Here is a 25776-nt window from a genome sequence, read left to right as displayed (position 1 = left end):
CACGCCGAACTGACCACCGGCCCAACCATTATCGTTGCCCTATGCAGCCCGAACCGCCGATGCCCGAATCGAGCATTGTGGTCCGCCCCGAGCCGACCTTCACCGAGGCGTCGCGGCTGCGGGCGGCCGGCCTGGCGAAGGCAATCGCGGTGTTCGAGCGGGCCGCGGAACACGTTGCGCTGCCCCGCTCGCCGCAGCCCATCGTCCTCGCCGACTATGGCGCCGCCAACGGCCACAATTCGCTGCGACCGCTGTCGTCGGCCATCGCGGTGCTGCGCCGGCGCACCAGCCACGACCACGCAATCCTGGTGGCGCACACCGACGTACCGCACAACGACTTCACCGCGTTGTTCGGCACGGTAGCCGACGACCCGGAAAGCTACCTGCACCTCGACGGGGCCACGTTCACCTCGGCGATCGGCCGGTCCTTCTACAACCAGATCGTGCCGTCCAAGACCGTCAACCTGGGCTGGACGTCCTGGGCGACGCAGTGGCTGAGCCGAACACCCTGCGAGGTGCCCGATCACGTGCACGTCTCGCGCACCACCGACGACGCGGTGCGGTCAGCCTATTCCGACCAGGCCGCGCTGGACTGGCATAACTTCGTGGCGTTTCGCGGGCGGGAACTGGCGCCGGCGGGCCGGGTGGTCGCGCTGACGCTGGCCGCCGACGAGGACGAGACGGCAGGCTTCGCGCCGCTGCTCGACGCGATCGTCGGGGCGCTGGACGAACAGGCGCGCGACGGCCTGCTGAACCCAGATGAGCTGCGGCGCATGATCATTCCCACCTTCGCCCGCAACGAGAAGGACTTTCGCGCCCCGTTCGCCCCCAAGGGGCGGTTCGAAGGCCTGATGATCGAGCACCTCGAGATCTTCAACGCCGAGGATCGGTTCTGGGCCCGCTTCCAGACCGACCACGACGCGCACGCTTTCGGTGCCCAGTGGGCGGCGTTCGCGCGGTCCGCGCTGTTCCCCGCCCTGGTGCGGGCCCTCGACGGCGGCATCCACGACCCGCGGGCCGCGCAATTCGTCGAGCAGCTGCAGGACTCGGTCGCCGAGCGCCTGTCAAGCGCACCCGAGCCGATGCGGATCCCGCAGGCCCTGGTTGTGCTGGTCAAGGGCGACGGGTCGCGCTGAGGAGAGTTTCGGCACGGCCGCGCAACGGGTAATCCCCAGCAATCGTCGAATCTGCGATGCAAGGGGGTAGCTGCATGAGCGTGCAGGACGATAAATCGTCCGGTCAGGACGACGAGCAACGAATGACCGAAAAGCCGGAGCCGGACGAGGACGACAAAAAAGAGGCCGCCAAAATGATGGAGGCCTACGAGGACAAGCCCACCATCGTGCTGCCCGGCACCGGCGGAAGCGTGTCCGGCACCGCGGTCAACGAGTGGCTGGACGAGGACGGCAATCCCAAGCACGAAGTCGCCGAGGGCACGGACGCCCAGGCGAATGCCGACGAGGGTCGCGAGGAAAAGGACCTGCAGGAACAGATCGACAAGGACAAGGCCCTCAACGAGAAGCTGAGGGAAGCCGCGACCGCGGAGAACAAGGGCGAAAAAGGTATCACCGAAAGGTAATTCCCGAACGCGGGTCAGTGGGCAGGCAACGCGTTGATGCCCAGGCCGCCCTGGATCTCCTGAATGATCTGGTTGACCCGGTCGAGCCCGGGGATGGGCTCGTTGAGCACGGGTATCGGTGGAATCGGCGGGAGCGCCGCGCGGCGCGGCGCCATCGGAGGTGCGGGCGGGGCCGCCTGAGGAGTTGCCCGCGGCGTCGTGGTCATCGGCGTCTCGGTCTCGGCCGGCGGGTTGGTATCGGAGGTCGACGGCACCGGAACGTCCACGGGCCCGGGTTCGGCGGTCGCGCTTTGCGGCGCCGGGGCGGCCGGCGTCGTGGTCAGCGCGGGCGCGGGCGTCGTCGCCGATTTGTCCTGCGAGTTGAGCCCGACGGCCAGCGCGGTGCCCACCAGCAGCACCGCCGCGGCGGTGATCAGGAGCGCGGCCGCCGGCAGCAGGCGCCACCGCGCGAACAGCCCCTTGCGCCGCGCGGCCGGGGCGGCGATGCGCGTGGTCGCCGCGTCCGCGTCGGGCGCGACGCCGTCCGGTATGACGCGCGACTGGTGAGCCGTGGCCGACCAGGCCCGGATCGGCATGGGCGCGGGATTCGCGGGCGGCACCTGGGCGGTCGCGGTGCGATCCGGTCTCGCCGCCCGGGCCGTCGCGGTGGCGGGGGCGGCGGGTGCCGCAGACGTCGCGTCACCGGCACCGTGCGCCACGCGCAAGGCGGCGCCGACCGCCGCGGCGAGTTGGGGCCGCGGGGTGGTGGCGACCGGGACGCGAAAATGCTGCGCCAGCGTGGTGGTGACGGCCGGCAGGTTCGCCCCGCCGCCCGCCGCGACCACCGCGACGAGGTCGCGGATTCCGTTGCGCGCCAACGTTTCATCCAGCCGCGCGAGGAGGCCGGTGAGCGCCGGGCGGATCGCGTCGTCGAGCTCGTGTCGGGCGAGCCGGATTTCGCCGCGCGCCCCGGTGAGCCCGTTGGTCAGCGTCGTCGCGGCGCTCGAGGACAGCTGTTCCTTGGCGACCCGACAGCCGCTCCTCAGCCGGCTCAGCGAGCCGATCGCCGCAGTGCCCGTGGGGAATGCGCCGGTGGTCGGCATGTTGGCCACGACGACGCCCAGCAGCGCCTGGTCGATCAGGTCGCCGGAGAAATCGTGGTGCCGCACGGTCGGCGCCAGCGCCCGGTAGTCGCCGTCGGCGTCCATCAACGTGATGTTGGTGCCGCTGCCGCCGAAATCGCACACCGCCACGGTCCCACGCGCGAGTATGCCCGGGTGGGCCCGCACCGCGAGCAGCGTCGCGGCGGCGTCGGGAATCAACAGGATCGGGCGCGCGCGCCCCGACCATTCGGGGATCTCGCTCAGCGCGGCGCCCAGGGCCTCCACCGCGGGCGACTCCCAGTGGGCCGGGTAGGTGACCGCGACGTCGTCGGGCAGCGGGCGTCCGCTGGTCGCGGCGTAGGCCAGCGCCCGTAACCCGTCGGCGAGCAAGACCTCGCTGCGGTGCACCGAGCCGTCGGGGGCCACGATGCCGCGCGGGTCGCCGATGCGGTTCACGAAGCCGGTGACCACCACGCCCGGCCCTTGCAGTCCGGGGTTTTCGGCGGGGATGCCGATCTCGGCGGGGCGGTCCGGATACAGCGTCAGGACGGGTTTGCGGGTGATGGCGTTATCGGCGGTCGCGGCCGCCAGGTTGGTGGCACCGATCGATAGGCCCAGTGCGGTCCCGGCTCCATTGGCCATAGTTCGATCCCCGTTGCTCGCAGCACCAATTCGCGCCCGGCCAGCGCCCATTGCCTAAACGCTCATTGTGCCGCCAAAACCTGTATCCGGTGTCGGCGGCAGCTATGTGGCCGCTGTGCGCCGGTCAGCGAATGTTGCCGGCGCCGGCGATGAGCGGCAGGTCGAGCGGGGTGACCCAGCCGGGCCGCAGGTCGTTGACCGCCGGCACCGCGTTGAGGGCGCGGAGCCCGGTCGCCAGGCAGCCGGCCGCGGCCGCGTCCCGGCCGGAGCCGTCGGTGAACCGGAACGCGGTCTCCTGGAAGATGCTCGGGGTCCCCTCGATGTCCACGCGGTAGACGTCGTTGTCGTGGCCCGTCGGCCAGTCCGGGGCGGCGTCGAGGCCGATCCGGTTGACGTGTTCGAGCTGGATGCGGGTCTCGCCCTGGTACACGCCGTTGATGGTGAACCGGACGGCGGCGACGTGGCCGGGTTTGATGACGCCCCGGGCGGAGTTGCGCTCCGTCGGTGTCACCCACTTGTCCCAGGTGGTGGTGATCTCGTCGAGCATGATGCCGGCGGCGTGGGCGATCATCGGGACGGTGGCGCCCCACGCGAAGATCAGCATGTCGCGGTCTTGCAGCATGGGTTTGAATTCGGGCTCGCGACCGATGCCCATCTCGAATTCGTAGTCGCCCTCGTAGTTGGTGTAGTCGAGCAGTTCCGACGCGCGCACGCGCCGGATGTCGGAGCACAGGCCCATCAGCGTCATCGGGAAGAGGTCGTTGGCGAATCCGGGGTCGATGCCGGTGGTGAAGCAGGACGACTCGCCCAGTTCGCAGGCTTCGGTGATCGGCTCGATCCAGTTCGGCGGGTTCAGGTGCATCGTCGGCCACACCCACGGGGTCATCGCCGTCGAACACACGTCGATGCCGGCGCGCAGGAACCGGGTGATCAGCAGGATGTTCTCTTTGGCGTGCATGGCCGTCGGGCCGTAATGCACCAGCGCATCGGGCTTCAGCGCGATCAGCGCGTCGATGTCGTCGGTCGCGAGAATGCCCACCTTCTCGCCCATTCCGCAGATCTCGCCGACGTCGCGGCCGACCTTGTTCGGGTTGCTGACACCGACGCCCACCAATTCGAACAGCGGATGTTTGACGATCTCGGGGATCACCATCTTGCCGACGAAACCCGTGCCGAACACCACCACACGCTTTGCGCCGTGTCCCGCCATGCCTTACCGCCACCTTTCCAGCTCACCAGGCCCCCGCTTGGAACTTCACATTAAGCTTCCCTACCGTCGCCCGTGGTGACACGATGCAATTCATGACGAAGCACCTGACCGGACCTGCGATCATGTTGGCCGTCGGTTTCGGGTTCGCGAATGCCTGCGGCGTGGCCCACGCCCTGCCCCAGATGCCGCAGATCCGCTACGAGGTCAACGGGCCCGCAGTCGCCGAATTCATCTACTACCAAACCGACACCGGGCAGCTGCATCAGGTGAATGCGCCGCTGCCCTGGTCGACGGAGTTCACCGGGTTCGGCGGGGAGGTGTTCACCATCAGCGCGCAGGGGCCGGGCCCCATCTCCTGCAAGATCTTGGTCGACGGCAACGTGGTCAGCGCGGCGACGGCCACCGTCGGCACGCCCGCCAGAACGGTCTGCACCCACTGACCGGGCAGTCCCCGCACGACACGAGGAGGTCCAGGTGAGCCTCAAGACGGGTCCCAGGAAAGGCCTGGCGGCGCGGACGAACGGGGCGCCACCGCCCGACATTCCGCTGGCCGACATCCACCTCGAGTCGCTGGACTTTTGGGCGCTGGACGACGACTACCGCGACGGCACCTTCGCCACGCTGCGCCGCGAGGCGCCGATCTCGTTCTGGCCGGCGGTCGAGTACGAGGGATTCGAACCGGGCGACGGGCATTGGGCGCTGACCAAGCATGACGACGTGTATTTCGCGAGCCGTCATCCGGACATCTTCAGCTCCAGCCCCAACATCACGATCAACGACAACACCCCGGAGATCAGCGAGTACTTCGGCTCGATGATCGTGCTCGACGATCCGCGGCATCAGCGGCTGCGCTCGATCGTCAGTCGTGCGTTCACCCCGAAGGTGGTGGCGCGCATCGAGGCGTCGGTCCGCGAGCGGGCCCGCCGGTTGGTCGCCTCGTTGATCGCCAACCATCCCGACGGGGAGGCCGAGCTGGTCAGCGAGCTCGCCGGTCCGCTGCCGCTGCAGGTGATCTGCGACATGATGGGCATCCCGGAGGAGGACCATCAGCGAATCTTCCACTGGACCAACGTGATTCTCGGGTTCGGCGACCCGGACCTGGCCACGGATTTCGGGGAGTTCCTTCAGGTGTCGATGGACATCGGCGCCTACGCCAGCGCGCTGGCCGAGGACCGGCGATCCAATCACCACGACGACCTGACCACCAGCCTGGTGGAGGCCGAGGTCGACGGGGAACGGCTCACGTCGGCGGAGATCGCGTCGTTCTTCATCCTGCTGGTGGTGGCCGGCAACGAGACGACGCGCAATGCGATCAGCCACGGCGTGCTGGCGCTGTCGCGCTATCCCGCCGAGCGGGACAAGTGGTGGTCCAACTTCGACCGCCTGGCGCCCACCGCCGTCGAGGAGATCGTGCGCTGGGCGTCGCCGGTGATCTACATGCGCCGCACCCTGACCCGGGACTTCAAGCTGTCCGGCACCAAGATGAAGGCCGGCGACAAGGCCACGCTGTGGTACAACTCGGCCAATCGCGACGAGTCGACGTTCGGCAATCCCTGGGTGTTCGACGTCGCCCGCACCCCCAATCCCCACTTCGGCTTCGGCGGCGGCGGCGCGCACTTCTGCCTGGGCGCCAACCTGGCTCGTCGCGAAATCCGGGTGGTCTTCGACGAACTGCGCCGCGAGATCCCCGACATCGTCGCGACGGACGAACCGGCGCGGCTGCTGTCGCAGTTCATCCACGGCATCAAGACCCTGCCGGTCGCCTGGACTCCCCCGCGCTAGGCCACCTCTCCTCACCTTTTCTCGCGAGCAGACGCAGAGCGCGGGCTTACGCTGACCACGTGACCATCCCCGCGTTTCCGCCGTCCGAGGTGCTGGCCGCCCGCCAGAAACTCGTGCTCGACCATTTTCACGACGAGGTCCGCCAAGACTGGGACGACGTCTTGTCGACATTCCCGCATCCCCGCTACGAGTTGATTCCCCAGATGCTCGTGCACGACGGCGACGCGGCGGTGCGCCGCTACTACGCCGACACCCGGACGGCGTTTCCCGATCAGGATCACGAAATCATCGCGCTGCGGCACAGCGCGGACGCCGTGATTGTCGAATTCTGGTTGATGGGCACGCACCGCGGCTACCTGGGCAAGGTCCCGCCGACGGGCAGCCGCTTCCGCGTCCGCATGACCGCCTACTTCGTCTTCGACGACACGGAAACGCTTGTCTGCGAACGCATTTACTGCGACAGCTTGACCATGGTCAAACAGCTCCTGGGCGGGCTGGACATGAAGAAGCCGGCGAACTGGTGGCTGGCCGCGCGCTGCGTGCGCGGCTTCCTGTCGATGTCTTCGGCAAAACCGGACCCGGCGCTGACCGACACCTCCTAAACTGCACCGCTAAGAGCAAGGGAGGCTGCGATGCGGGCTTCACGCCTTCACCCGGTGGGCGCCCTCGCCGTCGCGGCCATGTTGGGTACCACCGCCGCTGCCACCGCCGCGCCGTCGCCACCGGGCTCGCACACCGAGAAGTGGATCGACCTGCGGGCCGGTGAGTGCGTGGCCGACCTGCCGCCGGCCGACGGGAGCCGCGTCGACGTCACCGTGGTCGATTGTGCGACAGCGCATTTGGCCGAGGTGTATCTGCGCGCCCCGATGGCCGTCGACGCCGCCATCGCCACGGTCGCCAACAAGGATTGCAACGCCGGCCTCGCCCCCTACACCGGCCAATCCGTTGACAGCGGCCGCTTTTCGATCACGTATCTCATCGACTCGAACCAGGACCGCACCGGCGCCAACCCCACCCCGAGCACCGTCATCTGCTTGCTGCAGTCCGCCAACGGGCAACCGTTGACCGGATCGGCGCGCCGCTGAGGCGCTAGGCGATCACGTAGTCGCTGAGCGGGAAGGTCTGCGCTTCGCGCACCGAATTGAGGGTCGACGTGGGCCGCAGTAGCGATGCCTCACCGCTGGGGCTGAAGTAGTACGACCGCGACGTGGCGCAGTCGCCGCTGTAGAACACCGAACTGTCCAGCAGTTTGGTCATCCGCTCCATGAACCGGTCGTTGGCTTCCTCGGTCACCTCGAAGGTCGTCGCGCCCCGGCGCTTGACCTCGCCGAGCAGCCGGTCCATGTGCCGCATCTGGTATTCGATGGTGTGGAAGAAGGACAGTCCGGAGAAGGCGAATGGGCTCGCCAGGCCCAAATAGTTCGGGAAGTACGGCACGGAGACGCCCTGGTAGGCCTGGAACCTGGTCTCGCGCCACCACTTACCGAGATTGCGTCCCTTGCGGCCGATCACCTCGATGGCCGGGAAGTTGGCCTCCCACAGGTCGAAACCGGTCGCCAGGACCAGGGTGTCGATGACGGTCTTGCGCCCGTCGGTGGTGACGATGCCGTCCGGCTCGATCCGTTCGATCGAGTTGGTCTCCAGGTGCACGTGCGGCTTGGCGAACGCGGGATAAAAGCTGTTGGACAGCGTGGGCCGCTTGCAGCCGCAGTCGTAGTCCGGGGTGAACTTGGCCCGCAGTTCCTTGTCCCGGATCCACCGGAATCGGTTGATCTTGGCCAGGTCGGCGGCCGAAATGTTGCCGCGCCCCCGCGACTCCCGATAGTGGAGCGCCCCGACGACCATGATGATTTCCAAGATGATGTCGGTGACCCACCGCAGCGCGCGCTGCGCCGCCGGCAGCCGGGCGAACAGGCGTCGCACCGCCGGCGGGAACTCGAAGTCGGGCTTGGGGATGATGTGGGTCGCGGTGCGCTGGTAGACGGTCAGGTCGCTGGCCTGCTTGGCCAGCTCGGGAATGAGCTGAACCGCCGAGGCGCCGGTCCCGATGACCGCGATGCGCCGGCCCGTGCAGTCGTAGTCGTGGTCCCACGCGGTGGTGTGGACGATCTTGCCCTCGAAGCTGGTGATGCCGGGGATGTCCGGCAGCCGCGGCTGGGACAGGAAGCCGGTCGCGGTGATCAGGAAGCGGGTGGTCAGCTTTTTGCCGCCGGCCAGCGCCACCCGCCAGACCTCGGCGTCCTCGTCCCACTCGGCGCCTTCAACGGTGCTGTTGAACCGCATGTGGCGGCGCACGTCGTACTTGTCGGCGACGTCCACCGCGTACTGCTTGACCTCGGCGCCGGGCGCAAACAGCCGTGACCAGTCCGGCTTGGGCTCGAACCAGTACGAGTACGTGGTGGAGGGGATGTCGACGGCGATGCCCGGGTAGTGATTGACGTGCCAGGTCCCGCCCAGGTCGTCCTCGCGGTCGAGGATGACGAAGTCGTCGAAGCCAAGGCGTTTGAGCTGAATTGCGGCGCCGATGCCGCCAAAACCTGCACCTACGATGATTGCGTCGAAACGGTCTGTGTTCACAGCCTTGCTCCGTGCTACCTGTTTCCGTACTTAACGAATCATAAGCTTTCCCTAAGATACGTCACTCTAATAGGGCGCCACGCCGAGCGCACCTGAGCGTTGCCGGTATGTGACCATGCCGACACCTGTGCGCTCGCTCAGCAATGTCGGAGTCGCCGGGCCCGCCGTCGCCGAGTGGTGTTGAACGGAAAGAGGATCGAAGGCGACCTCGCCGAAACCCGTTTCGCCCGTTGCCATGTCGCCAGCCCCTCGATTGGCCGTGTCTCGCGATGTGCGGCTACCCTCGACAAACGACATCACACGACGGCCTAAAGTGTTTTTTCGTAACCCGAGTGCGCAATGGCTACGTCGGTCCGATGGCGGCGACGAAGCCGCCATCCACCGCCCGCCGCTGCGCCCCGGTATACAGGAAAACGTCACGAAATCGTCGGCAAGTTGACAGTTTGGGAGGGGCTCGCATGGGCACGTTGGACGGCATGATCCCGCGTCGCATTGTTCGTTCTCTTGGTCCAGCAGTAGTCATCGCAGCATCGGGGATGGCCGCCTCGGCCGTCTCCGGTTCCCTCATCCCCACCGCCGCGGCCCAATGTCCCGACGTGCAAGTGGTCTTCGCCCGCGGCACCGGCGAAGAACCCGGCGTCGGCCCCACCGGCCAAGCCTTCGTCGACGCCCTGCACCAACGCGTCGGCGACCGCTCCTTTGACGTCTACCCCGTCAACTACCCCGCCACCGACCAATGGGACACCGGCATCGACGGCATCCGCGACGCCGGCGCCCACGTCAATTCCATGGCCCACGACTGCCCCAACACCAAAATGGTCCTCGGCGGCTACTCCCAAGGCGCAGCCGTCATGGGCTTTGTCACCTCGGCCGCCGTGCCCGAGGGCATCGACCCCGCCACCGTCCCCAAACCGCTCGACCCCGCGGTCGCCAACCACGTCTCCTCGGTCGTGCTCTTCGGCATGCCCAACGTGCGCGCCATGAACTTTTTAGGCGAACCCCCCGTCGTCATCGGCCCGATGTACCAAGACAAAACCCTCAAAGTCTGCGCCGTCGAAGACCCCGTCTGCTCAGACGGCATGAACTTCGCCGCCCACAACACCTACGCCGACGACGGCTCCATCATCGACAAAGGCGTCGCCTTCGCCTCCAGCCACCTCGGCACGGGCGGGGCAGCCCCGGCGCCGGCGCCGACGGGCGGGGGCTTCGGCAGCTGAGTCAGCCGGCCGGCGCTTTGGCGCTGAGAAAGGCGACGATCCCCCGGGTGACCGCGACGGCGTACGCCGCCCGGCCGTCCACGCTTTGCATCCGCGCGGCGTCGCCCGCGTTGTTCATGTTGCCGAGTTCGACAAGGACCGCCGGGTACTGAGCCAGGTTCAGCCCGGCCAGGTCGTCGCGCCCGTACAAGCCGTCGGAGCCGATGTAGTTCGCCGGCGGTAAACCCGACTGGGCCAAGGCATCCCGCATCGCGTGGGCCAGCTGCACGGCGGGCCCGGCCTGGACGTCGCCCAGCGGCGGGCTCGAGTAGTTGACGTGGAATCCGCTGCCCGACGGGGGTCCCCCGTCGGCGTGGACACTCACGATCGCGTCCGGGCGCATGGCGTTGGCCGCCGCCGCGCGTTGGTCGATGCACGGGCCGACGCCGCTGTCGCTGTCGCGCGACAGCTGGGTGCGAACGCCCATCTGGTTCAGCGCGTCGCTGACCAGCCCCACCACCGCCCAGGCGAACGTGTGCTCGGGATAGCCGTCGCCGGCCGCGGCGCCCGAGGTCTGGCAGGGCTTGGTGCCGCCGCGGCCGTTGGGCACCTGCTGGTTGATCGAGGCGTCGTTGACGGCGTTGTGGCCGGGGTCGAGGAAGACGGACATGCCCGCGATGCCGGCGGCCGCGCGCGGGGCGGGCAGGACGGCGGCGGCGCCGAGAACCACCGGCATGACACCGGCGATCTTCAGGATGTCGCGGCGTGATCGCAGCCCGCCTTGGCGATCGCTCACCGGGCGATGGTAACAACCGGCCACCTACATACTAAAAAGTATGTTACGGTCGTCGGCATGTCCGTGGTCGACAGCCGTCCCCTGCACGGCATCACCGACGAATTCGTCGCGCGGCTGGCCGATCGCGCCGAGGAGGCCGAGCGGTCGCGGCGCCTCCCCGCGGCGACCGTCAGCGATTTCCGGCAGACCGACCTGTTCCGCCTGCTGCTGCCGTCGCGTTTCGGCGGCCTGCAGGCCTCGTTTCCCGAACTGCTGCAACCGATTCGGCGGATGGCGCACGGCTGCGCCTCGAGCGCCTGGACGCTGGGTTTCTACGCGCTGCACAACTGGATGCTGTCGTTGTTCGATCCGCGGGCGCAGGAGGAGGTGTTCGCGTCCGGACCGGTGCTGGCGCCGGCTCCCCTGGCCCCCACCGGCCGCGGCATCCCGGCCGACGCCGGCGTGCGGGTGACCGGCAGGTGGTCGTGGGCGACGGGCGCGATGGATGCCGATTGGATGATCGTCGGCGCGCTGATCGAGCGCGAGGACGGAATCGATCCGGCGCTCGTGGTGCTGCCCGCCGACCAGGTCGAGGTCGTCGACACCTGGCACACGGCCGGGATGCGGGGCACCGGTTCGCATGACCTGGTCGTCGACGACGCCTTCGTCCCCGAGCACCGGCTGGTCGCCGTGGCCGACATCTACGGCGGCACCGCGCCCGGCGCGCGTGCGCACGGGGTCCCGACGTACCGGTGGCCGATGGTTCCCGCGCTGGCGCTGACGGCGTCGATGCCCGTGCTCGGGGCGGCCGAACGGGTGACCGAGCTGTTCGCCGAGCGGCTCGGCGGACGGGTGCTGGCCTACAGCGGGGTGGCGCAAAAGGATCAGCCGGCCGCGCAGATCCGCCTCGGCGATGCCCGGGTGCGGCTGAGCGCGCTGCGGGCGCTGATCGCGGCGACCGCCGACGAGATCGAGACGATCGTGGTCAGCGGCGAGCGGGTAAGCCGGTCGGTGCGGGCCGACGCCCGGCTGGCGGCCGCGCGCACCGTGCACGAGTGCCGGGCGATCATCGCCGATCTCATGGAAGCGTCCGGCGCCAGCGCCCATTTCCTGTCCAGCCCGCTGCAGCGCGCCAAGCGCGACGTGGACATCGCGTCGGGGCATGTGGTGTTCGACTACGACACGAGCCGAGAGTTGGCCGGGGCGTTGGCGATTGGCGCGAAGATCTCGCCGATCTCAATGATCTGAGCGCGCGACGCCCACCTCGGAGAGCATGAGGTCGAGGAACCGCTCCCGTTGGGACAGCGATTGCGCCTGCTCGGGCGAACTGGTGAGGTGCAGCAGCCCGATGCCGGCGGCGAACGTCAGCTCAGCGCGCAGCCTGGCGTCCTCGAGGCTGAAACCGTAGTCGTGGTAGGCCTTCACCACGGTGCGCAGCAGGAGCCGGTCGGCGGCGCGGATGTTCTCGGCGGCGATCGGGTCCAGGCGGGCCCACTCGCGCATCGCCCGCTCGAGCACCCAGTACTGGGGGCTGACCAGGGTGTGCGTCAGGGCCGACAGGCGTTCCCGGGGTGGCAGCTCGTCGAGCTCGGAGAGCGCCTGGCGGTCGCGTTCGAGAAACTTGTTCCACGATTCGACGAGCGCGGCCCGGTAGTGGTCGATGTCTTCGAAGTGCCAATAGAAGCTGCCGCGGGTGACACCGGCCTGCTGGCAGAGGCGTTCGACTTTGAGCGCGCGTACACCCTCTTCGGCGAGCACGGTGTAGCCCACCTCGAGCCAGTCCTCGGCCGATAGGCGGGTCGACGGCTGCTTGCGCACCACCACATCGTGGAGATTACGGGAACGCCGATTGGCTGGTGGAGGAACCGCAGGTTAGCGTCGCGTCATCGGGTCGGCGGCATGGGGAGCCGGGCCGTGTCGTCGAGGTCTACGTCGAGCGCGTTGAGCATCAGGGCCAGGCCCGCATAGCGGTTGATGACCATCAGCGCCTCCATGGTGGCCTCCGACCCGAGGGCGTCGTGCACTCGAGCGAAAAGCTCGGCCGCGACGCGGCGGGTGGTGACCAGCTCGGTGGTCAGGCGCAGCACGGCCAGCTCGGTGGGGTCGAAATCGCCGGTCTGCCAATCGGATTCGGAGGTCAGCGCGTCGATGGTGTCGCTGTCGATCCCGACCGTTTGCGCGACGTCTCTGTGTTGGCCGAGCTCGTAGGCGCAGTCCATGAGATACGCGGTGCGCAGGACGATGAGTTCGCGCAGCCTCCTCGGCAGCACCGGGCTGCTCAGGGCGGCGTCGCCGGCCACCATCCAACTGGTGAACACCTTCTCGGCGTTGGCCAGCGCGCGGTACACGTTGAGATTGCCCCGCCGCGCGGTCAATTCGCGGGCGAGTTCGGGCATGTCTTGGGGTTCGCGGTACGGGATGCGGGTCATGCGGGGGCGTCGATGTCGAGGTCGACGGCGTTGAGCACCAGCGCCAGGCCGTAGTAGCAGCTGACGATCATCAGCAGTTCCGTGAGCGCCTCGTCGCCGAGGAGGGCGTGGGCTTGGCCGAAGGAGTCGTCGGACAGGCGGCGGGTGGTGCACAGTTCGGTGACGGTGGCGATGACGAGGCGTTCGTCGTCGCTGAAGCCGGCCGTGTCGATGTTCGCTCTGTTCTGGAGGGCGTCGATCTGTAGGTCGGTGAGCCCCGCCTTTCGGGCAAAGGCCACGTGCTGGGCGAGCTCGTAGGGCGAGTCCTGCAGGTGGGCCACCCGCAGGATGATCACTTCGCGCATCCGCGGGCTGAAGGTCGGGCTTTCGAAGAGCTGGCCGGCCATCTGCGCCCACTCTTCGAATACGTTGGGGGCGTTGGCGATCAGGCGGAGCACGTCGAGGGTGCCGGGGCGTTCGAGGAGCTCTTTGATGCGTTCGGGTTGCTCGTCTGCGTTGGCGAGCGGCATGCGGGTCACGCGTATTCCCTTTCGATGGGGGTTCCTGGAGTTTAGATTCGGCCTGGCGGTCGGTTTCAACGGCCACTGTCGGGACGCACTGGACAGCCTGGTTCGTCGTGTTATCGGGGCGAGCATCGACACCGCGACTTGGACGTCGGCGTGAGGTGCGTTGCCGCGCAGCACTGTTGTGGGGTTCCTACCACCCTCGCAGTGGCGCTCCCCCGCCGATATGAGCGAGGCCGACACCCCGGACAATCTGTATTGCAAACTGCCGCAGGACTCGCCGATCTCTGTCCGCGGGGCGCGCAACTATCCCTGCATTAACAATGCCCGGAAAGCGCGCTCCCACAGTCGAAATCTGCAACAGCGACAAAAAGTATGTGCCGCTTGCAGAGCGGCAGCATGCGGCTGGGGCCGTATCCACTGGATCCCAATCTGCTGTCGCAGGGTTTGCCGCCGGATGACCGGGCTGGTATCGAGCAGCGGACGTTCGGGGCTGTGGACGGGACGCCATTGCCGCCTGGGGCGGCGCCCGCTGGGACACCGCCGGGGCCGCCGGCGCCGGGGTCGCTCAACCGGCCGCCGACGGCGCCCGATGCGGATGCCGTGCCCGCGGCGCCAAGCGCGTTTGGCACCAACGGTTCTGGTGTGTCGCCTTCAGTTGCGGTGCTGCACTATGACCCGGGCACGGGAAGGTATGTTGCGCCGGATGGGCAGATGTATCGGCAGTCGGATTTGGTGCGGGCGAAAACGCCGAAGACGTGGAAAGACATGCTGGTTAGCTCGCCGTGAGGGCCACGGATCAATGGTGTAGAAAGCTCACTCAAAGCACACACCCGAGCCAGAATCAAAAATTTCAAGAAGTCTGATTTCAATGTCGCCTTATGCGCCCGCGAAAGGTGGCCGACGGCGTATTAGTAACGCGCAGACCGGTGCCACATCCGGTTCCATCCCAGGTTCGCCATGCCGCCGCGGACGGCAACTTATGAAGCGAACTCCTCCCAAATTGGACGTCTGACACTTTCAAGCAAAGCAACAAACAGAAACCTTCGGTAATTCAGGGCTGGCATCGGTCCGCCGGAACTTTGTCGCTGTGTGCTGGCATGATCTGCGCATGACGTTCGATCAGCAACTGGTTGCGAAAATAACCCCTTGGCCAGGCGTACTCGACGCGGCACCTGTACCCGAGGCCACGGTGACCGCCGATCTCCTCCACGAGTTGCCCCAGTCCAATCTCTGCTTCTCCACACCCGAGTTGCGTGGCACCTTCCATATCAACCTGCGGTATCAATACCTCGAGGTCATAACCTGGAAGCTCGAACTGGACGGGACGCAGCCGATGTATGTCGTCACCCACGAAGGCGCCGTTCTTAGTGGTGAGGGTCCAGCATGAGCGACTGGTTCGAACGCCTCATGGGTTTCCGCGAAGGCCCGTATGACTGGACACAGCAGCGACTGCGCGTCGAGCACAACGAATTGGTATCGACGGCTAACAATAAGCGGTATGCATGCGGAGAGTTGACGATCCCCACGCTGGCCGAACTGCGTGCACGGGTGAACAACGCAACCGCGCAACGCTCTACCGTGACCTACCTCGTCGGAGACGCGAGGGCGCTACACGCCGAGCCCGAATTCGCGGGTGCGTTGTTTCAGGTTGCCTCGCAGTTCAACCTTCTGGAAATGGTCCATCACACCGTGTCTCCCGAAGAAGGCGTTTCGGGGTACGCCCACGACCCCACTCAGGGCCCAGCTTGCGCGATTGCGGCCGGCGCCGCCACGATCTTCCGCAACTACTGCGTACCGATTGATAATGGGATCGGCCAAACCCGCGACCGCCAGCTCGACGCACTGGCGCCCATGGGTGAAGCACTCTCATCGGCGCTCGGACGACCTGCCACCGATCTCTGGACTATGCGTAACGGCTATGCACTGTGCACGGAGGACGGGCTGCGCGCGATTACCGATCTGCTTGCACAAGCCTCCGAAGATCTGCGCGACACGCTGCGGGCGCAACTCGCAATTGGGTTGCACCGCAACGTCGAGGTCACCGACGTGTCTGGCAGCGAACGGCGGATCGTGTCACAGGCGTTCTGCTCGGCACTTCCCGTCAAGTATTCGTCGGTCGATGCACCGGCGTGGGAATCGTTTGCGCGCTTGGTTCTCGAAGGGGCGTACGAGGCGACAGTTCTGGCCGCGGTCGAGCAAGCCGCTTCCGGCGGTTCGAACACGGTATTGCTGACCCGATTGGGCGGCGGTGCCTTCGGTAATGCTGATGCATGGATCGACGACGCAATGAACCGCGCACTCGCCATCACGGAGAACGCCGGCTTGGATATCCGCCTGGTGAGTTACGGCAGCGTTCACCCATCGATCCGGGCGATAGTCGACGAATGGAGTTAATGGATGTGGTCGCTAAGGATTAGGTTGCGCCGATGACGGACCGAGAAGTTGTCGCCGAGCGGGCTCGGTTGGAGGGCGAGGCCGCTGCTGGGAGCGCGGAAGCCATGCACGATCTGGCGGTCCTATTGGCGTACCGATGTGCACCGCCGGATGCGGCGGCTGCGCGCGGGTGGTACGAGAAGGCTGCCGGTGTCGGACACGTCCAATCGATGTATGACTTGGGCATCCTGCTCGCTTCGTCGCATCCCCCGGATCTTGCGGGCGCGCGTTCGTGGTGGGAGAAGGCGGCGCACGCGGGACATCACGCGGCAATGGTCAGCCTGGCTGGCCTTCTCGTGCTCGCCAATCCTCCTGAACTCGCACCGGCTCGCCGATGGCTTGAGATAGCCGCCGCATCGGGCGAACCGGTCGCGATGACCGAACTTGGTCGTGTGCTGACGATGTGGGATCCGCCCGATCGTCGGGCGGCCCAATCTTGGTGGGAGAAGGCCGCGGCGCTGGGACATGCAGACGCGATGATCGACTTGGGCTCTCTGCTCATACGTGCCGAGCCGCCTCACGTGGAAGCTGCTCGTGCGTGGTGGCAAAAGGCCGCAGATGCCGGCAACCCCGAGGCCATGTGTCATTTGGGCACCTTGCTGTTCAGGTCGGTGGATCCACCCGATAGGCGAGGCGCACGCCGCTGGTGGGAGAAGGCGGCGGAACACGGCGACGTCACGGCCATGTTCAATCTCGGTCGGCTTCTCACGAAGTATTGGGAGCCAGCGGATTTGGCAGCGGCACAGACCTGGTATGAGAAGGCCGCCCAGGGTGGGCATAGCGGGGCGATGTATAACCTCGGTTACCTATTCGCTGCGAGGATGGCGCCGCCGGATCTTGGTGCAGCGCGGCAGTGGTGGGAGACAGCAGCCGCCGCCGGGGATGCTGACTCAATGATGAGCTTGGGACTGTTGCTCCTCAATCACTCGGATCCGCCTGATCCTGGAGCAGCTCGCCGGTGGTGGGAGGTCGCGGCCGCCGCAGGTCACATCGGCGCGATGTCCAAACTCGCCGGCCTGTTGATGCAATGGAATCCGCCCGATCTACCTGCAGCGCGGCACTGGTTGCAGATCGCCGCTGAAGCGGGCGACGTCAACGCGATGAATAACCTCGCCGCACTGCTTAGTCAGTTGGTGGATCCTCCGGATTTGGCTGGTGCACAGTTCTGGGCCGAGCGGGCGGCAGCGCAGCGCCCTACCGCGGGCTGAGCTGCACGGTCTCCGGGCATAGGACTATCCCGTAGACGGCCAAAATTGGCGACCGCCTCCGATCCCAACCTGCCGCGTCGCATCCGGCATGCTTCAGGATCGGTTCGAGGCGGTTCAGGGACATCGGCCTTGTCAGTGCCCTAACTTAACCTGATGTTGGCTCATGAGTGGACGGCAGTTCGGGTACCTGACCCGCCGTCCCGGCAACCGCGCGATCGCCGCATGGTGCCTCAGGGGAAGAGCTGGCATGCGCCCCTGCGTGCAAGCGGTGGACGCCCGACAGTGGCGTCGCCAGGAGACGAGAGATGACGATCGACGAACTTGGCGCCAGTGACGCCGCACTGCGCGACCGTATCACCGAGCTGTCTGTGCATATTGCGTGCGGGGAGTTGCGGGGTCCGGTCAGCGGGGGACGCTGGCAGTCGTGCTCCTGCGAGGACGACCCGGAGGAATGGGACGGCTGTGCAGTCTCCCGGGAGCAGGAGCTGTGCGTAATCTGTCTGACGGCGACAGCCGGCGGCACGTCACGCTGGGAATGGCTGGCCTGCAAGGCATGCCGCCAAGCAAACGACACGATCGCTGGTATGCGGGACGAGTATGGAGATCAGGATTTCGCCCTCACCCGGTACGCCCTCACGAACGGGAGGGTGGTCTCGGTGGAACCACAGGATCGCCGCGGTTGGTTCCATGCTTTCGCACACGGCGACGACCGCGTGCGCCAGTGGTGTGAACGCGAATACCACCGACTGGCAAGCAAATTCGAGGCCCAGGCCGACGTCCCGCTGCGCATCTGGCAACGCGAGTGGCCGCCTGGTATCGAAACGTCGGTCGACGCGTTTGCGCGGTTACACGACACACTGGATACCGGGTCGCGCTCGGATCAAGTGGAGTCGCCCGAAGCACCCATAGCACCGAATCTCGCGCCGACAGAGCGGCTGACGGAACTGTCGGTCCACGTCCCATGCGGCCGGGTGCGGGGACCAATATCAGGCAGGTGGCAATCATGCCCGTGCGAGGACAGACCCGAGAAATGGGACGGATACGACGTCTCCCAAGAGCGAGACCTGTGTCTCATCTGCGGTCGCGGAACAGCCGGCGGCACCTCGAAGTGGGCCTGGTTGGCGTGTGAACACTGCCGCTCCGTCAACGATGCCATCAGATCGAAATACCGAATGAATCTTCCGCTGGGACGACACAGCATCATGAACGGATATTGTGTTCACGGCTCTGCGCCACCCGAGCGTCAGCGAGAGCAGGCCGGGCGGCTCGCGCAAGTGATGGACGATCAACGAGCCTTGTTCGAATGGCGGGACCGCGAGGTCACCCGGCTGTCGAGCAGATTCCCACCAGCGGCCGACGTGACGCTTCGAGTGTGGCTCGAGGAGTTTCCGCCTAGCCGTGAGGCAACGATCGATGCCCTCATGCGGCTCACCGGGGGCGCGACAATCTTGCGGGGACTCTGTGAGTGATGGCGGACCCTCGGACGTGCCGGCGACCACAACGACCGCCTAATTCGACATCATGGGCGGCGTACACAGCCACGACCGAGTCGGTCTCGCCGCCTTGAAGCTGAGCTAAGGATCTGCCGGCGCCTACCGCCGTCGACTATGGCGTCGAGAAGGGAACAAACTCACTGCCCACACCCGCTAGCCCGGTGAGACTTACATCCTTCCCCGAAACTTCTTGAGAGCCCGATGATTCACCCCGACCCCTTGATGGGACTTCGAGACATTGGCCCGCGCCGGTGGCACCACCGCCTTACCGGATGCGGCCCGGATGACGATATCCGGGCCGGCTTGCGCAGACTGCACGGTTTGCCTGAAAACCATGGCACGAAGGGAGATATCGGTGAAGCTCGACGACTATTTCATTGAATACATCCGCAAACATCGGAATGTGCTCGGGCCCGAGCATCCAGACAACTACGTCGGCGTGTGGACAGATGAGAATCGCCAATTTAAGACCGACATCTCCACAAACATGCAGGATCGCACGGAGGCCGTGACGCACGGTGAGCGCAACCGGCAGAGTGCAATTTTTGACCTCGAAGCTCGCAAACCCCTTGACCTTCCGGGCCATGAACACACGTGATTCGAGCCGCGGGGCCGTCCGGTTATCGCCCTTGGCGCTTTGAGTATTACCCGCTTGGTCTGACAAAGCCTTCGGCGCAATAGCCTTCGTTGACTTCCCACCGCCACGCCCGGCGTTCAATCCGATCGGTGGCGCAAGCCAATACTGACCACTGTCGGCCGCGCCACCCAAATATCGCGACTTGCCCGAACCTCCGCCCGAGTGCGCGGGCTTCGTTGTCGGTGAAGCCGAATATCGCTCGACTGTCTTCCCGATGGTTGTCATCGAAACTGACTCCGACAGCAGGTAAGGCCTCGACGCCACGTCTGACGAGCTCGCTGTCGAGGACTGCCATCCGCACGGCGTTCTCAGCGCTGTCAGGGTGTGAATTCGGGTGCACGGCCGTGATGACATGCAGCGGTCCCAGTGGTGGATTCTCGCCGTCCCCATCGTCTGCGGGTCGGACGGTGCCGGAGTCGAAGCGCACAGCCGTCGCGAGGTAGTAGAGCCATGGACGTTTGTTGTGCGCGAGCTCCGCCAATACGGACGGTGGTGTCCACTCGAAGTCGTCATAGATCTTCAAAAGAGAGCCCATCAATTCGACGGCGCTGACGCGATTCTCAAGGATTTGATCGAGACCACTACACCGCTGAGCCGCTCAGCACCGTGCGTCCCAAACTGGCTGCACGGCATGCCGCTGACCTTTGAAATTATTGTCCGCGGGTACTGATTGTCTACTCGAACGACACAGCAATACCAGCGTCAACAGCAGGCGCCGGTGCGTCGCCAGCTCGTACTTCCGGACCCGGTTGGATGACCAGCCCCGAGTTATCTGCCAGATCAAGACCGTCCACTACGTCATCGGTGGCATCAGCGAGTTCTTGATCGAGCCAATCCGCCGTACGGATGTCGAGCTCGTCGAGCGTTTGCCACAGTCTCTGAAGAGAACCAGGCATGTCCGCGTAAAACACAGATTCCCGGACACGGAAGAACTCCCACCCACAGCGTTCTAGCTCGCGTTGACGCGCCAAGTCGGCTTCGTACTGCGAAGGGCCGTGCCAGAAGTCGCCATCGCATTCGACTGCGAGTCTTGTCTTGGCTCCAACCACGACGAGGTCGATGTTGTAACCGAGAGCGGGGTAATGGGGTATCACGGCATAGCCGCGGTCGACTATCCGGTTGAATATCCGCTGTTCGAACAACGAATCAAAGGGCGGCACTAAGACGTCTTCCGGAACGAACCCCGGTGCTGGAGCATTAAGTTCGTTACGCGACCGGTTCGCGACGCCGTAGCAGTAATCGAGCAACTGATACCGCATATCCTCAGGGTTCGACAAAGCTTCACGCGGCATCGAGTGGTACACCCACATCTGATCCTTTGCACGTGATGCCGCCACGTTGAAGCGTTGAACGTACTGGACAGCAGTGAGAGCGCTCAGTCGGCGGTCGGCGGTCGGCGCCTTCACCATCGATAAGAACATGACATCGCGCTCTGATCCCTGGAAGTCAGACGCGTCGCCGCAACGTAATTCGCGTGCCGCCCATTCTTCGGGAGGAACAGCGTCGAGCAGTTTGTGCTCGATTAACCTGGCTTGTTCCTTTCCGAGCAGCGAGATCACGCCGATCGTCGCCCCGTCATACTGGGGATCTGCTAAGCACTTTCGGATCTGATCGACAATTGCATCTGCTTCGACTTTGTTCGTTTTGTTGTCCAACTCGACGCCGTCGACGACGTGAACGACCTTGATCGGCTCAAGCCGCTCCGCGCCGAACTGGCGTACAGGGACCAAGCGAATTCCCTCTGGCTCGTACGCAATCCGGTTCGAGAATCCAATTATCTCGGGGACGCAGCGACGGTGTTCGGTGAGAGTAATCCGGCCGCCGAAGCGCATGTTTGCCTCGTCGAAGTAGCTTCGCTTGGGATCGAGCCACGAAGCGATATAGGTGTCGTCGGCAAGATACAAGTTGGCCAGGTCGCGCAGCTGCTGCTGGTCAACGCCCACCGCAGACGGTGAAACCTGCTTGTCATCACCGATCACCACAATCTTCGGTGCGAGATATTGCAGGAAGGATGCTTCGAGCCCGGCTTGTGACGCTTCGTCGACGATAACGACATCGAACAAATTTGGCTGAACGCGCATCTGCTCGGCAATTCGGTAGATGGGCATAACCCACACGGGCACTGAGGGGCGGCAGCGGTCCATCGCTTCCGCGATCTCGACCCGCTTCTTCGCGGCGTACTTGCCGGTACCCTTACCCAAAGATGCAACGAGTTGTGCGTATTGGGTCAAGTTCGCTCGAGCAGCGCCCGTAAGGCGGCCAGGGGCAACCGCGTGCTGCCATGCTCGCTCGGCCGCGAGGAGTTCGACCTCGCTCCTGATCTGTTGTTCGAGGGCATTCAATCTGACCTTGAGTGCATTCGAGTCTTCGCTCTCCTGGGCGAGGAGCCAACGTCCTGTCATCTCCCATCGCCAGGCTTGTTCGAATCGCTCAAGCCGGGCGTCCCACACGGTGTCTGAAGGCTCTGCGGCGACGGCCTCTGCGAGGCGCGGTGCTAACTGATCTAGAAGGGCACGGATTCGCTCGCGTTCCGCGATCGAATCCGAGATTGCGTGCAGGTGGGTCAATCTCTCGTGTGCCGCGACATACCCTGCAACGTCTCGCTTTCCCACTGCGCCTTGAAGATCCACGACAACCGATGGATGGTTCCCCAACTGCTCGTGTGACTTCAAGCGATGAATGAGGTCATCGATGGGCGCTCTCGAGGTGACGGCGGCATCGGCGGCGGCAGCAGCCTCTACCAGCCTCGAGAATCGCCGGATTGCATCAAGGTTGTTCCAGTCAGGAACGGGCAGATCGTTGCGTTCAAACCAGGCGCGCTCCACCTGGATCTGGTCTCCCAGCGCGAGAACTTTGTCCAGTTGTGCCACTTCGGTTCTGTGCCACTGAACCTTTTCATCGAACGTGTCTTCATCGGGAATTACGACATTGATCGGCCATGCGTGTTCCATCGCGCTGACCAACCTTCCGGTTTCCACCCAGTCGATAAAGTGGCCGAGTTGCTCTCGTGTCACTATGGGCAATCCATTGAGCTTCACTTGCGTGAAGAAGGGCTCGGCCAGCTTTACGGCTTTCGCAGTGAACGGACCGATTTTTGGCGATCCATCGGGAAGAACCTTCAGCTTGTTACCTGAATCTAGATGCTCGATAAGCGATCTGGCTATCTGCTGATGGACGTCAATGTCTCCGCCCATAACAGTGATGGTGGCGGTGGGACCAAACCGCTGGATCAGAGCTGATGCTTGGTCGGCGAGCTGTTTCAGCTGCGCTGAGCGGGCCAGCCACATTTGTTGCTTACCAGCGCGGACGTCGTGAAGTGCATCATTCATCCACGATTCTTCGCGTCGCTCGAGTTCTAGTGCGTGGTCGGCTAGTTCGAACACTCGAGCGCGAAGTTCTTCACGCAGCTGCGGAGCTAACGACCTTACAAACTCAAATGACTCGTGCGCCAGCAGGTTCTGATAATGGTCTTTCTGTCGGTTTGCCAGCGATTCGGCGTCTACCAGCGCACCGAACCCGGCTGGAGAGGGCAGAGCTGAAAGGTCAGGTAGGAGTCGACTCGCCTCGTCCTCGTTGGCAAGGATGTCTGGGTCACGCAGCAGTGCGCGCCACCGAACGATGTCTTCAGTAGAGACGGACTCACCGGAAGCATCTTGGTCGATATCGAATTCGCGAATCCAGGCAAAGTCCGGTTCTTCCCGAAGATGGCGATAGGCGATCGCCGCCAGGGTGCCCTCTTCTGGTCCGTCATCACGTGTCTCCACCTCTTGCCGGCGGATAGTGATGAGGCGGCTGTATGCCTCAGCTCGTTGTCTGCGTAGTTTTTCGATCTTGGCGAGGTGCGTGTCAATCGCCTTGGCCGAATCGGCCATGTCGAACTCATCTGCACGTCGTGAGATGTTATCGACCGCGGTGCGGAGATCTGCCATGTCCGAGCGTGATTGGCCGATGACTGATACAGCCAGGGATTGGATTTCCCGCGGGAGCTTGATTCGGACTTCTTGCAGCGCTCGGTCCGTGTGTGCGGTGATAAGAACACGCAAGCCCTTGGCGAGGAGATGCGATACCAAGGCTGCAGCGGTGTGCGTTTTGCCGGTGCGATACCAAGGCTGCAGCGGTGTGCGTTTTGCCGGTGCCGGGCGGACCCTGCACAACAGTCTGTGCGGTCTGATCGACTCTACTGATGATTCGGCGCTGGGCGTCATTGACGGGTAGCGGAAGGAAGTCTTCATCGCCGATCGACACGACCGCGCCCGGTAGTGAGTTCGGCTCCTCGGCCGGCTGTCTGTCTGGGTCGATGAGAGGCAGGATGCCGCTGGGAACTTCCGACGCGGCGCGAAGTTGGGCGACGATGCTTTCGTAAATCTGAACGAGGCCACGGTTGGTCCGCCGGCGCAGGATCAGCGCGGGTGCATAGGCACCGCGAGGCGAAGCGGTGCTCGGGGGGGCCAGGCCTTCGTCGTCGTATTCCGCGTCGGCATCGAGGCGATGAATGAGGCGTCGGCATACGTCGCCCATGCCGGTCTTGTCGAGGACGTGCCCTTCGTACCCGGCGGCCAGCTGCCTGATTTCGTCAATTTTGGCCGGCGTAGCAATCAACGCCGGATCCAACATGTCGAGCTCTATCGAGACGGCTTCGGGCGCGGGTACCTGGGTCACCGCCAGGGTCCCGGTGCTCTCGTCGAATCCGATCGAGACCGGCGCCGTAGTGACATGTCGCCGAACCTGCTCGTGGCCGGGTGGACGCCAGGACAGGCAGCCCACGCCCAGGACCAGCTCGAACTCTTCGCTATGGTCGGTCGACGATAGGTGGATGGCGAACAATTCTTTGTAGACATCACGCGCAGCGGCGTCGTGCCGCTCTCGGTCGGCCCACAATTGCCAGTCGGTCAGCCAGTTGCCGAAGAGTTCGGTGATCTCAGGTGCGTCGCCTAGCTCGATTCGGTGGAGGTCGAGGTCAGGCTCATCGGTGGAGTCATCGTCCGCTTGACGAGGTCTTTCGCTGTTGATCGCCTCGCGAAGGGTGGGCGGCTGGTCGACGTTGTCGATCTCGCCGGTGAGCCATTGTCGTAGCCGGCCTGGCGGCTCGGGCGGGTCGATCTTCCCAACGCGGTCCACCGCGAGGATCGGAGTCTCGGCATTCGGAGACGCCGTTCGGTGAGCGGTATGGATCGCCGAGTGGTCAGGCAGTTCACCGAACCACATCAGCTTCTCGTAGTTTTCGGCGTTCCGCACCGGCTTAACGAGCAACTGCTGGGTTCTGCCGAGGAACGTGAAAAGGTTGATGGCCTTCCTCAGAAGACGCGCTTCAACAGTTTCCTCAGCCTCGGCCACCTGTTCACTCCTGCTCGCTCAGTGATGATCCTGGATGCGGACCACGACGGATAGTAGCCCTAACTACCGACACGGCGGTGTGGTTTCGGAGGTGCGCTCAACTGCCGACAGAAATGGTCTGGTGCGTGGCGACGTCTCAACCGACGAGCGCGCTTATCGGATGCTGGCTTGCAGGAGGTGGGGGCTGGGCCGCATACCTCTAGTCGCTCTCTGCTGCATTGAGCGTTTCGGCGGAGTCGAACATGCGTTTCGCCGACTTGATGACACCGCGAGCCATGACCAGATTTCCCCCGGCGCCGATCGCAAAGCCGACGCCGAACGGTGCGACTTTGCCAATCACCACGATCCCGCGCCGAGCCCCGTACCTCGTCACAAAATTTGCGCCAAGAACTTTATTGATCGACCGGATCGTCGACAACGGTACCGCGTTCGTCACCACCTTCCCCAGGTGCGGACCGGTCCGGCCGGCTGCCTTGGTGAGGAACGTCGATCCACCTCCACCTGCCAGCACCATCAAAACGAGCGCACGTTGGTGTTCAAAACTCTCAACCTGAATCCCCCGCAGTTCAGCGGCGCTCAACACGTAGGTGGCGGCCGCAGCAAGGAACCACGACGTGTCCCCAGCCGCGGCTAGTAGGCCTGCGGCGGTACCCACACCCGGTGCTGCAGCAACGGCTCCCGTCGCGGCACCTGTGCTCGTCACCGCCGAAGAGAACGCAACGTTGATCTTCTTCAGCAACTGAGCATCCGATAAGTGCGGGTTGCTTCGCCGAAGCCACTCGACCCGCTGTCTCGCTAGGCCGCCCGCTGTACCGATGGCCTTATCTAAAGCCCACAGCAGCTTGCTCGAATCGTCGCTGTCCATTGGCCCTTTCGCTTCGTTCCAGGCCATA

General features: G+C 65.0%; 25 protein-coding genes, 1 pseudogene and 1 riboswitch. Of the genes and pseudogenes, 14 read left to right on the top strand and 12 right to left on the bottom strand.

What is annotated here, in order from left to right:
• Positions 1-41 precede the first annotated feature (41 nt).
• Positions 42-1136, top strand: coding sequence for a class I SAM-dependent methyltransferase (locus AC0KTM_RS08255; RefSeq protein WP_472415415.1), 1095 nt, complete (start codon positions 42-44; stop codon positions 1134-1136).
• 74 nt (positions 1137-1210) lie between these two features.
• On the top strand, positions 1211-1579 hold the full coding sequence (locus AC0KTM_RS08250; protein ID WP_472415414.1) for a hypothetical protein: 369 nt from the start codon (positions 1211-1213) through the stop codon (positions 1577-1579).
• Positions 1580-1593: 14 nt separating this feature from the next.
• Here the strand turns inward: AC0KTM_RS08250 and AC0KTM_RS08245 are convergent, their stop codons facing one another.
• Positions 1594-3303, bottom strand: coding sequence for an Hsp70 family protein (locus AC0KTM_RS08245; protein WP_472415413.1), 1710 nt, complete (start codon positions 3301-3303; stop codon positions 1594-1596).
• Between the two features lie 124 nt (positions 3304-3427).
• The gene (locus AC0KTM_RS08240; protein ID WP_225328992.1) at positions 3428-4513 is read right to left on the bottom strand and encodes an NAD(P)H-dependent amine dehydrogenase family protein; all 1086 of its coding nucleotides are present in this window, start codon (positions 4511-4513) and stop codon (positions 3428-3430) included.
• Positions 4514-4605: 92 nt separating this feature from the next.
• On the opposite strand from AC0KTM_RS08240, the gene AC0KTM_RS08235 reads away from it, so the two are divergent.
• The 4 genes from AC0KTM_RS08235 to AC0KTM_RS08220 all read left to right on the top strand — a co-directional run bounded on the left by AC0KTM_RS08235 (position 4606) and on the right by AC0KTM_RS08220 (position 7380).
• Complete coding sequence (locus tag AC0KTM_RS08235) at positions 4606-4953, top strand: MmpS family transport accessory protein (protein WP_472415412.1); 348 nt, start codon at positions 4606-4608, stop codon at positions 4951-4953.
• A gap of 34 nt (positions 4954-4987) precedes the next feature.
• On the top strand, positions 4988-6295 hold the full coding sequence (locus AC0KTM_RS08230) for a cytochrome P450 (RefSeq protein ID WP_472415411.1): 1308 nt from the start codon (positions 4988-4990) through the stop codon (positions 6293-6295).
• A 59-nt stretch (positions 6296-6354) separates the two neighbouring features.
• Positions 6355-6897 (top strand): ester cyclase, encoded by a 543-nt coding sequence (locus AC0KTM_RS08225; protein WP_472415410.1) that lies wholly within the window; start codon positions 6355-6357, stop codon positions 6895-6897.
• 78 nt (positions 6898-6975) lie between these two features.
• Positions 6976-7380, top strand: a complete 405-nt coding sequence (locus AC0KTM_RS08220; protein WP_472417419.1) for a hypothetical protein — start codon at positions 6976-6978, stop codon at positions 7378-7380.
• Positions 7381-7384: 4 nt separating this feature from the next.
• Here the strand turns inward: AC0KTM_RS08220 and AC0KTM_RS08215 are convergent, their stop codons facing one another.
• Positions 7385-8872 (bottom strand): flavin-containing monooxygenase, encoded by a 1488-nt coding sequence (locus tag AC0KTM_RS08215; RefSeq protein WP_472415409.1) that lies wholly within the window; start codon positions 8870-8872, stop codon positions 7385-7387.
• Positions 8873-8938: 66 nt separating this feature from the next.
• Positions 8939-9109, bottom strand: a complete 171-nt coding sequence (locus AC0KTM_RS08210) for a hypothetical protein (protein WP_472415408.1) — start codon at positions 9107-9109, stop codon at positions 8939-8941.
• A gap of 221 nt (positions 9110-9330) precedes the next feature.
• On the opposite strand from AC0KTM_RS08210, the gene AC0KTM_RS08205 reads away from it, so the two are divergent.
• Positions 9331-10089 (top strand): cutinase family protein, encoded by a 759-nt coding sequence (locus AC0KTM_RS08205; protein WP_472415407.1) that lies wholly within the window; start codon positions 9331-9333, stop codon positions 10087-10089.
• A 1-nt stretch (position 10090) separates the two neighbouring features.
• Here AC0KTM_RS08205 and AC0KTM_RS08200 read toward each other — a convergent pair whose 3' ends face one another.
• Positions 10091-10804: an Rv3717 family N-acetylmuramoyl-L-alanine amidase gene (locus AC0KTM_RS08200; protein WP_472417417.1), complete on the bottom strand. Its 714-nt coding sequence runs from the start codon at positions 10802-10804 to the stop codon at positions 10091-10093.
• Positions 10805-10921: 117 nt separating this feature from the next.
• On the opposite strand from AC0KTM_RS08200, the gene AC0KTM_RS08195 reads away from it, so the two are divergent.
• On the top strand, positions 10922-12091 hold the full coding sequence (locus AC0KTM_RS08195; RefSeq protein WP_472415406.1) for an acyl-CoA dehydrogenase family protein: 1170 nt from the start codon (positions 10922-10924) through the stop codon (positions 12089-12091).
• Here AC0KTM_RS08195 and AC0KTM_RS08190 read toward each other — a convergent pair.
• The 3 genes from AC0KTM_RS08190 to AC0KTM_RS08180 form a co-directional block, all read right to left on the bottom strand.
• A complete protein-coding gene (locus AC0KTM_RS08190) occupies positions 12080-12613 on the bottom strand; it encodes a TetR/AcrR family transcriptional regulator (protein ID WP_225330583.1) in 534 nt (177 codons plus the stop codon). The genes AC0KTM_RS08195 and AC0KTM_RS08190 overlap by 12 nt on opposite strands.
• 113 nt (positions 12614-12726) lie before the next feature.
• The gene (locus AC0KTM_RS08185; RefSeq protein ID WP_472415405.1) at positions 12727-13272 is read right to left on the bottom strand and encodes a carboxymuconolactone decarboxylase family protein; all 546 of its coding nucleotides are present in this window, start codon (positions 13270-13272) and stop codon (positions 12727-12729) included.
• Positions 13269-13781, bottom strand: a complete 513-nt coding sequence (locus AC0KTM_RS08180) for a carboxymuconolactone decarboxylase family protein (RefSeq protein WP_472417415.1) — start codon at positions 13779-13781, stop codon at positions 13269-13271. Before AC0KTM_RS08180 ends, AC0KTM_RS08185 begins: the two co-directional genes overlap by 4 nt.
• Positions 13782-13944: 163 nt before the next feature.
• On the opposite strand from AC0KTM_RS08180, the pseudogene AC0KTM_RS08175 reads away from it, so the two are divergent.
• From AC0KTM_RS08175 to AC0KTM_RS08150, 6 genes and pseudogenes are all read left to right on the top strand, one after another.
• Positions 13945-14564: pseudogene (locus AC0KTM_RS08175) on the top strand (virulence factor Mce); the annotation flags it as partial.
• Between the two features lie 322 nt (positions 14565-14886).
• Positions 14887-15165, top strand: coding sequence for a hypothetical protein (locus AC0KTM_RS08170; RefSeq protein ID WP_472415404.1), 279 nt, complete (start codon positions 14887-14889; stop codon positions 15163-15165).
• The gene (locus AC0KTM_RS08165; RefSeq protein ID WP_472415403.1) at positions 15162-16172 is read left to right on the top strand and encodes a hypothetical protein; all 1011 of its coding nucleotides are present in this window, start codon (positions 15162-15164) and stop codon (positions 16170-16172) included. The genes AC0KTM_RS08170 and AC0KTM_RS08165 overlap by 4 nt, the downstream gene beginning before the upstream one ends.
• A 32-nt stretch (positions 16173-16204) precedes the next feature.
• A complete protein-coding gene (locus AC0KTM_RS08160; RefSeq protein ID WP_472415402.1) occupies positions 16205-17419 on the top strand; it encodes a tetratricopeptide repeat protein in 1215 nt (404 codons plus the stop codon).
• A gap of 159 nt (positions 17420-17578) precedes the next feature.
• Positions 17579-17693, top strand: a riboswitch (SAM riboswitch).
• Between the two features lie 31 nt (positions 17694-17724).
• Complete coding sequence (locus tag AC0KTM_RS08155) at positions 17725-18888, top strand: hypothetical protein (RefSeq protein ID WP_472415401.1); 1164 nt, start codon at positions 17725-17727, stop codon at positions 18886-18888.
• A 379-nt stretch (positions 18889-19267) separates the two neighbouring features.
• A complete protein-coding gene (locus AC0KTM_RS08150; protein WP_472415400.1) occupies positions 19268-19510 on the top strand; it encodes a hypothetical protein in 243 nt (80 codons plus the stop codon).
• Between the two features lie 46 nt (positions 19511-19556).
• Here the strand turns inward: AC0KTM_RS08150 and AC0KTM_RS08145 are convergent, their stop codons facing one another.
• The 4 genes from AC0KTM_RS08145 to AC0KTM_RS08130 all read right to left on the bottom strand — a co-directional run bounded on the left by AC0KTM_RS08145 (position 19557) and on the right by AC0KTM_RS08130 (position 25775).
• Positions 19557-20072 (bottom strand): DUF3293 domain-containing protein, encoded by a 516-nt coding sequence (locus tag AC0KTM_RS08145; protein WP_472415399.1) that lies wholly within the window; start codon positions 20070-20072, stop codon positions 19557-19559.
• Positions 20073-20223: 151 nt separating this feature from the next.
• Positions 20224-23421 carry an AAA domain-containing protein gene (locus AC0KTM_RS08140; RefSeq protein WP_472415398.1) on the bottom strand — a complete coding sequence of 1066 codons (3198 nt, stop codon included), beginning with the start codon at positions 23419-23421 and terminating at the stop codon, positions 20224-20226.
• A gap of 28 nt (positions 23422-23449) precedes the next feature.
• On the bottom strand, positions 23450-24883 hold the full coding sequence (locus AC0KTM_RS08135) for an AAA domain-containing protein (RefSeq protein ID WP_472415397.1): 1434 nt from the start codon (positions 24881-24883) through the stop codon (positions 23450-23452).
• 199 nt (positions 24884-25082) lie between these two features.
• Positions 25083-25775: a hypothetical protein gene (locus AC0KTM_RS08130; protein ID WP_472415396.1), complete on the bottom strand. Its 693-nt coding sequence runs from the start codon at positions 25773-25775 to the stop codon at positions 25083-25085.
• Position 25776 lies beyond the last annotated feature (1 nt).

This window comes from Mycobacterium sp. NTMscope_Eco_3, from assembly GCF_976985685.1.
Note: the sequence above shows the minus strand (reverse complement) of the source record. Positions and strands in the feature narration are given on the sequence as shown.